9 protein-coding genes are annotated in these 8934 nt (G+C 53.5%); all 9 read left to right on the top strand.

Translation table 11 applies throughout. The features are described from left to right. Positions 1-1217 (top strand): cbb3-type cytochrome c oxidase subunit I (locus AC6F7T_RS06580; protein WP_500717202.1); only part of this gene is annotated, 1217 nt, incomplete at its 5' end. After that, complete coding sequence (locus AC6F7T_RS06575) at positions 1207-1806, top strand: cytochrome c oxidase subunit 3 (protein WP_500717201.1); 600 nt, start codon at positions 1207-1209, stop codon at positions 1804-1806. The genes AC6F7T_RS06580 and AC6F7T_RS06575, both read left to right, overlap by 11 nt. Before the next feature lie 17 nt (positions 1807-1823). Then, complete coding sequence (locus tag AC6F7T_RS06570; protein WP_500717200.1) at positions 1824-2120, top strand: cytochrome C oxidase subunit IV family protein; 297 nt, start codon at positions 1824-1826, stop codon at positions 2118-2120. After that, positions 2117-3334 (top strand): cytochrome c oxidase subunit II, encoded by a 1218-nt coding sequence (gene coxB, locus AC6F7T_RS06565; RefSeq protein WP_500717199.1) that lies wholly within the window; start codon positions 2117-2119, stop codon positions 3332-3334. Before AC6F7T_RS06570 ends, coxB begins: the two co-directional genes overlap by 4 nt. A 12-nt stretch (positions 3335-3346) precedes the next feature. Then, positions 3347-4255 (top strand): UbiA family prenyltransferase, encoded by a 909-nt coding sequence (locus AC6F7T_RS06560; protein ID WP_500717198.1) that lies wholly within the window; start codon positions 3347-3349, stop codon positions 4253-4255. 238 nt (positions 4256-4493) lie between these two features. Further along, positions 4494-5192 (top strand): response regulator, encoded by a 699-nt coding sequence (locus tag AC6F7T_RS06555; protein WP_500717197.1) that lies wholly within the window; start codon positions 4494-4496, stop codon positions 5190-5192. After that, complete coding sequence (locus AC6F7T_RS06550; protein ID WP_500717196.1) at positions 5192-7036, top strand: ATP-binding protein; 1845 nt, start codon at positions 5192-5194, stop codon at positions 7034-7036. The genes AC6F7T_RS06555 and AC6F7T_RS06550 overlap by 1 nt, the downstream gene beginning before the upstream one ends. A gap of 5 nt (positions 7037-7041) precedes the next feature. Continuing rightward, the gene (gene phoU, locus AC6F7T_RS06545) at positions 7042-7695 is read left to right on the top strand and encodes a phosphate signaling complex protein PhoU (protein WP_500717195.1); all 654 of its coding nucleotides are present in this window, start codon (positions 7042-7044) and stop codon (positions 7693-7695) included. A gap of 241 nt (positions 7696-7936) precedes the next feature. Beyond that, on the top strand, positions 7937-8482 hold the full coding sequence (locus AC6F7T_RS06540) for a transposase (RefSeq protein ID WP_500717194.1): 546 nt from the start codon (positions 7937-7939) through the stop codon (positions 8480-8482). The last annotated feature ends 452 nt before the right edge of the window (positions 8483-8934 follow it).

Genomic DNA, 8934 nt, shown 5'->3' with positions numbered 1-8934 from the left:
CCGGGGCCCCTGATACCGGCTGGACATTTTACGTCCCCTTCAGTACGCAGACCTCAACCAACGTCAGTCTCGCCGCCCTGGCCGCCTTTATGCTCGGCTTTTCGTCGATTCTTACCGGGATCAACTTTGTCACTACCATCCACCGTTTACGTGCCGAGGGAATGGGCTGGGGACGGCTCCCGCTGTTTGTCTGGACCCTCTACGCCACCGCATGGATTCAGGTGCTGGCGACCCCGATGTTAGGGATCACCCTGGTATTGGTGATGCTGGAACGCTTCTTCGGCGCCGGCCTGTTTGACGTTGCCAGCGGAGGCGACCCGATTCTGTTTCAGCATCTGTTCTGGATCTACTCTCACCCGGCGGTATACATCATGATTCTGCCGGCCATGGGGGTCATTTCCGAGATCATTCCGACCTTTTCGCGCAAACCGTTGTTCGGCTACTGGGCCATGGCGATCTCAAGTCTGGCAATTGCCTTTGCCGGCTCATTGGTCTGGGCCCACCACATGTATGCCAGCGGCATGAGTGATTTCGCTATTCTGGTATTCTCGCTACTAACCTTCATCGTTGCCATCCCCAGTGCAATTAAAATCTTCAACTGGATTTCGACCCTCTACAAGGGTTCCATTGAACTGGCACCACCAATGCTCTATGCCCTCGCCTTCATCCTCCAGTTTGCCATCGGTGGACTGGGCGGGCTGGCACTTGGTGCAGCGGCGGCTGATATTCATCTGCACGACACCACCTTTGTCGTCGGTCACTTTCATTACACCATGTTCGGTGGTACCGGCTTTGCTTTCTTTGCCGCCCTGCACTACTGGCTGCCGAAATTCACCGGGCGCATGTACAATCACAAAATTGCCTTTATCGCCTGGGGACTGCTGTTCGTCGGCTTTAATACAACCTATATGGCGATGCAGGCCGTCGGTATCCAGGGCATGCCACGCCGTTACTACGACTATCTTCCTGAATTTCAGACCCTCAACATGGTCTCGACTATCGGTTCCTGGGTGCTGGCAGCCGGATTGATTGTGATGTTTGTCAATCTGCTGAACGGTATGCGTAACGGTCGTCCTATCAGGATGAACCCCTGGGGTGGGGCAACCCTTGAATGGCAGGTGCCGTCACCTCCGCCGATGCTCAATTTCGGCAAGGAGGATCCGGTAGTTACCCGCGGCCCCTACGACTACAAAGGAGTCAAAGCCGATGAGTTTTGAACATCGTGATGACACCGGCGACCGTTTCGGTATGTGGCTGTTTCTCTATACCGAGGTGATCCTGTTCAGTGGCTTGTTCATTCTCTATGCCATTGCCCTGACCACCTATCCGCAAGAGTACATAACCGCCAGCAACAAGCTCAACATCTGGTTCGGTGCTGCCAATACCGTTGTCCTGCTGACCAGCAGCCTGACCATTGCGCTGGCCATTACCGCCATTCAGCGCAACCAGATCCGCCTCTGTATCAGCCTGTGTGTCGCGACCATCGGCCTGGCTTTTGTTTTTCTGATCAATAAATATTTTGAATGGTCCCACGAGATCAGCCTCGGGATTTACCCTGCGTCGGAAACCCTGCGTGACATGGGGCCGGGAGTCACCTCGTTTTTTAACCTGTATTACTTTACCGCCGGTTTGCATGGCCTGCATGTGCTGATCGGCGCCACCCTGATTACCGTTGTAGCGGTGATGGTAGCCAAGGGCAAGGTCACCAGCGACCGCTATGTATTGCTGGAAAACTCGGCCCTCTACTGGCACCTGGTTGACCTGGTATGGATTTTCCTGTTCCCCCTGTATTACCTGATTATCTGAGCCGTCGGGAGGATTGCATGTCGGAAGAAAAGCACGAACCTGTTCCTTACCAGACCTTTATCCTTATCTGGGTTGCCTTAATCATCTTAACCGGCATAACCGTCGGGGTTGCCCAATTTGATCTTGGCGCGGTGAATGTCTGGGTTGCGTTGTCTGTGGCCTCGTTGAAATCAGCCCTGGTACTGTTTGTTTTTATGCATCTGCGCCAGGAATCGCTATTGTTTAAAATCGGCCTGCTCGCCATGCTGGTCATTCTGGTTATCTTCATTGGTCTAACCTTTACCGATGTTCTCTACCGCGAGGTGCTGCTGTGACCCTGCTTCCAACTGACAACCCGACAGCTCAACTTGTTGACGGTGTCATGATCTACATCTTCGGCCTGTCTCTGCTACTGCTGCTCGGGATCACCATTGTTACTATTTATTTTGTCGTCAAGTACCGCCGTTCCAGGCATCCGGAACCGACCTCCGATGTCGATCACAATATTGTCCTGGAAGCCGTGTGGACGGTTTTGCCGACCCTGATCGTCCTGACCATGTTCTGGTATGGCTGGGTTAACTATGTCGGCCTGACGGAAGTTCCGGAGGATGCCATAGAGGTCAAGGCCACGGCGCGCATGTGGTCGTGGCAATTTGAATACGAGGATGGCCGCCGTGAAAACCGGTTGTATGTACCGGCCAATACCCCGGTGAAGGTGCGCCTCCAGTCAACTGATGTGATTCACAGTTTTTTCGTTCCGGCCTTCCGCATCAAAAAAGATATGGTACCGGGTCTGGAAACCTACGTCTGGTTTGAGGCCCCGAAACCAGGCAGTTACGATATTTTCTGTACCGAGTACTGTGGCGTCGGCCACGCTGACATGGTCACGACTATCGAGGCGCTGAGTGCAGAGGATTACGCCGCCTGGTTGGTTGCTGATGCGCCGCCGGAACATCGTGGTCTGGTGGTCATGCGTGAGCAGGGATGTATCGGCTGTCACAGCGTTGACGGCACCACCGGCATCGGCCCGTCCTTATTTGAACTGGCAGGATCACCCCGCCGGGTGGAGATTGACGGCCAAACCACTGAAATCACCATTGACGATGATTATCTGGTGCGCGCCATCCGTCATGCTGATTACGAGGTTGTTCAGGGATATCCGGCAATGATGCCTTCTTATGACGAGGCCACCTTGAATCAGGAGGATCTGCAGGCGCTGGTCGACTACATGATGGACCGACCGGACACAACAACAGCCCCGGTCTTTGACGGTGCCCGACTGATCGAAATCAACGGCTGCATTGGGTGCCACTCGACGGACGGTAGTCGCAGCATAGGTCCAACCTTTCAGGGGATTGGCAGCCGCGACATCACCTTTATTCGCGATGGACAGGAATTCACCCAAAAGGCAGATGCTGACTACCTGCTCCGCGCCCTGGTTGATCCAGGTTCCGATATGGTCAAGGGCTATCCGGACATCATGCCGCCGATGGATTATTTGAGTCCCGAGGAACTTGATGCCATCGTCGATCATCTGCTGCAACAGTAAGGATCATTGACCTTGTCTTTATCCGTTCCCCAACGCCGCCAAGAGGCAATGATCAGCCGTTGGCTAACTGGCGCGACAGCGTTGCGGCGCCTGATGCGGTTGGAACTATCAACCATGGTCGCCCTGTCAGCGTTGACCGGATATTTCTTTGCCGGCGGCGCCTGGTCGTGGTCGATTCTGCTGGTGCTGGGTGGAACCGGTTTACTTGCCGGTGGCAGTTCAGCACTCAATCAATGGCAGGAGGCCGATCTTGACCAGCGGATGCTGCGCACCTGCATGCGCCCGCTACCCTCAGGACAATTCAACGAAAAGCTTGTTCTGGTATTAGTCCTTCTGCAGATTACCGGCGGCTTCATCCTGCTGGCTCAGCTACCCGGCTATCTGCCGCTGCTCATCGGCGCCCTGGCGGTCATCTGGTACAATGCCATCTACACCTCGTTAAAACGTATCACCCCGTTTGCCGCTCTGCCCGGCGCTGTTTGCGGCGCCCTGCCACCGCTCATCGGCTGGACCGCAGCCGGTGGTGCGCTGCTGACTCTGCCGGCGATTATTCTCGCCGGCACCCTGTTTGTCTGGCAGATTCCCCATACCTGGTTGTTGTTGTGCCGCTATCGCGATGATCTGCAACGCAGCGGTCTGCCGGATCTGTTTCACACCATCCCGACCAAGAGGCTGCTGCAGATCAATAACTGCTGGATCGCCAGCCTGTTTCTCTGCTACCTGCTCTTTCCGCTGTTTGGGTTCCTCTCCCACCCCTTGATCACGACCATCTTTTTAATTGGGCTACTGGCCCTGCTCGTTGGCCTGGTCTGCATGCGCCGTGGCTCCACCGAAGAGATCGCTCTGCGACGCTTTCATCTGATCAACCTGTCGATGGCCTTATTGTTCACGGTGCTGATTGTGGATCGGATTGTGGCTTAGCCAGGACCCTGCAACCCATAATCTATCGCATCTTGCTTGTTTTTTTGACGCGTCAACTGCGTTATGATCAACGCGAGTTACAGGGTACAGGTATTAATTCACTTGATTTTCCAAACCGATGTTTCGCACACCACCATGACACTGCTTGCCGTACTTTTTCTGCTATCCTCATCAAACCCTAACAGTACGATAGTAATTATTCAAAAATTAAGAGAAAATGACAGGTCATGGAGATGCTATGGGGAAAGAACATATTCTGGTTATTGAAGATGAAGAGGATATCCTCGCGCTGCTGCACTACAACCTGATCAAAGAAGGTTTCAGGGTCAGTTGTGCCCAGAGCGGCGAAGAAGGTTTGAACGCCGCCCGTGCTGAGAAACCCGACCTGATCGTCCTTGACCTGATGTTACCTGGGATTGATGGGCTGGAGGTCTGCCGCGCCCTGAAAAACGCCAGAGCAACCGCCACTATCCCCATTGTCATGCTCACCGCTAAAGGGGAAGAACACGATATTGTCACCGGGCTCGAGCTGGGTGCCGACGACTACGTGACCAAGCCGTTCAGCCCACGGGTGTTGTCATCGCGTTTAAAGGCGGTATTGCGTCGCCACGAACGTGATAGCGACAATACTACTGATGAAAGTGAATCCTTGCACATCGGCGCTATCAGCATCCACCCCGGCCGCAATGAGGTGCTGGTCGGTGGGCAGAAGATCGATCTCACCTTTACTGAATTTCGCGTCCTCAATCTACTCGCCCGCCGCCCTGGGTGGGTCTTTACCCGTTATCAGATTGTCAATGCCGTGCGTGGCGACGATTATTCGGTCACTGATCGCGCGGTTGATGTCCAGATCGTCGGTCTGCGCAAAAAACTTGGGCCCGCCGGAAAAGTCATCGAGACGGTTCGCGGCGTCGGCTACCGCTTCAAGGATCAATAATGCGTCTGCGCTTTGTCTGGCAAATTCTGCCGGCATTTTTTTTCCTTATCCTGCTCACCCTGTTGCTGCTAACCTGGCTTTTTGCGCGCAACTTAAGCACCTTTTATCTGGAAGAAACGGCAGCCGGACTGGAAGCCCGCGCCAGACTCGTGGCTTTTCAGATTGCCGATTCCTTCGCCCTTGACCACAGCGACCGCCTCGACGAATTAAGCATCCGTCTAAGTAGAGAAACAGGAACCCGCTTTACTTTCGTTCTGCCATCCGGAGCCGTTCTCGCCGACTCACTGGAGAGCCCAGAGCACATGGAGAACCACGCCCTGCGACCGGAAGTTGCGATCGCCCTGACCGGCACAATCGGACAGGCCACCCGCTACAGCAACACCGTCCATAAAAATATGATGTATGTCGCAATTCCGGTCCAGAATCAGGACCAGCTGGTTGGCGTTGTTCGCGCCGCGTTGCCGGTGACCACCATTGATCAGACGCTTGGCATTGTTTATCGGCAGATTATCGTCAGTGGCATGGTTGTCATGCTGATTGCAACCCTGATCGGGATCTATATCAGTCGTCGCATCAGTCGTCCCTTAGAAGAGATGCGCCGGGGCGCGGAGCGCTTTGCCCGCGGCGAACTGACCGAGCGTCTGCGCATAAAAGGTTCTATTGAGATTACCGCCCTGGCAACTGCCATGAACACCACCGCCTACGAACTTGACCAGCGCATGCGCACCGTCGTACGCCAGCATAACGAACAGGAAGCGGTACTGGCGAGCATGGTCGAAGGGGTGCTGGCGGTTGACACCAGCGAACGCATTATCCGTATTAACCGTGCTGCCGCCACCCTGCTCGGGGTCTCACCGGAAGAGGTCAAGGGACGCAATATTCAGGAAGCGATCCGCAAAGCCGATCTGCAGCGCTTTGTCCGGCGCGCCCTTTCTACCCGTGACCCGGTTGAGGGCGATATCGTCCTACACGGCAACGAAGATCTCTATCTCCAGGCCCACGGTTCCCTGTTACGCGGAGAATCGGGACAGGAACTTGGCGCCCTGATCGTCCTCAATGATGTCACCCGGTTGCGACGTCTGGAAAATGTCCGCCGTGACTTTGTCGCCAACGTATCCCATGAGCTGAAAACACCCATCACCGCCATCAAGGGCTTCGTCGAAACCCTGCAGGAAGGTGCCATTGCCGATCCGGACAGCGCCTCGCAGTTTCTTGAGATTATGATGCGTCAGGCAGATCGCCTTAATGACATCATTGACGATCTACTGATTCTTGCCCGCATTGAACAGGACAGCGACCAGCAGGAACTCCCCCTCACCACCATGAGCCTGACCACTGTTATCAACACTGCGGTGCAGGCCTGTGCCAATCTGGCGGCGGAAAAACAGGTACATATTGAGCCTATTTGCCCCTCCGATCTTCGCATCCCGATCAACGCACCGCTGCTGGAACAGGCGATGATCAATCTGCTCACCAACGCCATCAAGTACAGTCCGCAGCAAGGCAAGGTGCTGATTGAAGCAATTCATGGCGACCATAAAACCACCATCAATGTGCGTGACTGGGGGTGCGGCATCGACAAGGTTCATTTGCCACGGCTGTTTGAGCGCTTTTATCGCGCCGACAAAGCCCGTAGTCGCAAGCTCGGCGGAACCGGCCTTGGCCTGGCCATTGTTAAACATATTGCCCAGGCCCACGGTGGTGAAGTTAGCGTTACCAGCACCCCGGGAGAAGGAAGCACTTTCTCCCTGCAGATTCCCCTTAAGGCCCAGCACCATAACAGCTCGTCGCCGGCGACCACTGTGCAGGCATCACCAAAAACCCCTCCAGACCAAGAGGATTGATCCGCATGCCTTTGTATCTCGAACGCCAGATTGATGATTTGAAAAAACGTATTCTTACCCTTTCAGCGGTAGTGGAAGAGGGCTTTCATCAGGCGATTCACTCCCTCGAGGAAATGGACACCAGCCTCGCTGAGGCCGTTATTGAACGGGATGTCGAAGTCAACGAGATGGAGGTTGATCTTGAAGAGGAGTGTTTGAAGATCCTGGCGCTGCACCAACCGGTGGCCATTGATCTGCGTTTTATCGTCTCGGTACTTAAAATCAACAACGATCTTGAACGCATCTCCGACCTGTCGGTCAATATTGCGCAGCGCACCCGCGGCCTGGCAGCGCTCAAACCGGCGCCCATTCCCTTTGCCTTGTTCGAGATGGCCGACAAGGTTGAAGGTATGCTCAAGAAAAGTCTCGACTCCCTGGTCAATCTGGACATGGAACTGGCCCGCGAGGTCTGCCGGCTCGATGATGAAGTCGACGCCATGCACAAAGACAATTACGGCCTGGTCAAAGATCAGATCCGCCAACACCCCGAACAGCTCGATGCCCTGATCGAACACCTTTCCCTGTCCCGCCACCTTGAACGCATCGCTGATTTAACCACCAACATTGCCGAAGACGTGCTCTATATGATTGACGGGGAGATTATTCGGCATACCTATTGATTTTTTTTGAGAAGAAACTGCCTTTGCAATAAACACTGGCAGACAAGCCAAAAAAAGAATCACAGTCACGACGAGAAAAAATCCACAGACACCAAACATAACAAGCGGCCCATATCGGCTGAAACCGTTTGATCTTCTTTTTCAAATGGGGCAGAGTTGCAAAAGCAAATGATGGAGGGGACGCTCATCATACTCACGACCACTTCTCCTGTCGTTGTTTAGAAAATCCGGAGTTCCATCAATGACCAACTCGGAAGATCGCTGGTTATCCATCCACGAAATCTGCCACCACCTTGGTATCAGCAGTAGGGGCGGACCTATGTGTCCGCCCTGGTTTGCGCAACAACAAAATGGGCAGACACATCGGTCTGCCCCTACGACCAAAATCGACATGGGAAAACAACCGGGCGAACACGTAGGTTCGCCCCTACATCGTGTGGTGCAATGGTTCCAAACCATGTCGACCAACGAATACATTCGGGGTGTCAAACAGGATGGGTGGCAACCATTTTCCAAAAAATTGTGGCCGCGCAATTATTGGGAACACATCATCCGCAACGAAACGGAATTGAATCGCATACGGGAATACATCCTGAATAACCCTGCCCAATGGGATTTGGATAAATTAAACCCCAATGTAGGGGCGAACCTATATGTTCGCCCTGATTCGGGCAACCTGGGATCAACAGGGCAGACACATAGGTCTACCCCTACGGAAATCCGCGAAACATCCGAAATATATGTCAAGACGATCGTCCGCGTTGTCGATGAGGCATGGATGACATGAAAATGCAACCTTATCCACAGCTTCGCCACAAACTCTAATATTATCGGCGTGATCTATCAACAACAGGCTGAACGATCCGCAACGTGAGCAAGCCATGGACGTTAAAACGGATGTCATTTAGGATTGTCCAGCAGACCGGAATGGCGTTGGACATTGGATCAGCTCGACATCAATGACAGGCATGACCATTGCGCAAGCAAATGATGGAGGGTTAAGCATGATAATTGGTGAACATCCTCATTTCACACAGAGAATGATTACAAAACAAACTTGACTGGGTTATCATTTTTGTAAAAAATAAGACCATTATTTGATCCGTAAATTAGACCCCCAAAAGGCACAAAAAATGAAATCCATCCTGGCAAATTGCTCAGCAAGTATTTCCGAACTCAAAAAAAACCCCAGCGCCCTGATTGACCAGGCCAATGGGGAGCCCATTGTCATCCTTAATC

The sequence above is a fragment of the Pelovirga sp. genome, from assembly GCF_059864205.1.
Note: the sequence above shows the minus strand (reverse complement) of the source record. Positions and strands in the feature narration are given on the sequence as shown.

Coding starts and splice junctions, on each gene's coding strand:
- AC6F7T_RS06575 (WP_500717201.1), top strand. CDS start 1,207: ATGAGTTTTGAACATCGTGATGACACCGGCGACCGTTTCGGTATGTGG.
- AC6F7T_RS06570 (WP_500717200.1), top strand. CDS start 1,824: ATGTCGGAAGAAAAGCACGAACCTGTTCCTTACCAGACCTTTATCCTT.
- AC6F7T_RS06555 (WP_500717197.1), top strand. CDS start 4,494: ATGGGGAAAGAACATATTCTGGTTATTGAAGATGAAGAGGATATCCTC.
- AC6F7T_RS06550 (WP_500717196.1), top strand. CDS start 5,192: ATGCGTCTGCGCTTTGTCTGGCAAATTCTGCCGGCATTTTTTTTCCTT.
- phoU (WP_500717195.1), top strand. CDS start 7,042: ATGCCTTTGTATCTCGAACGCCAGATTGATGATTTGAAAAAACGTATT.
- AC6F7T_RS06540 (WP_500717194.1), top strand. CDS start 7,937: ATGACCAACTCGGAAGATCGCTGGTTATCCATCCACGAAATCTGCCAC.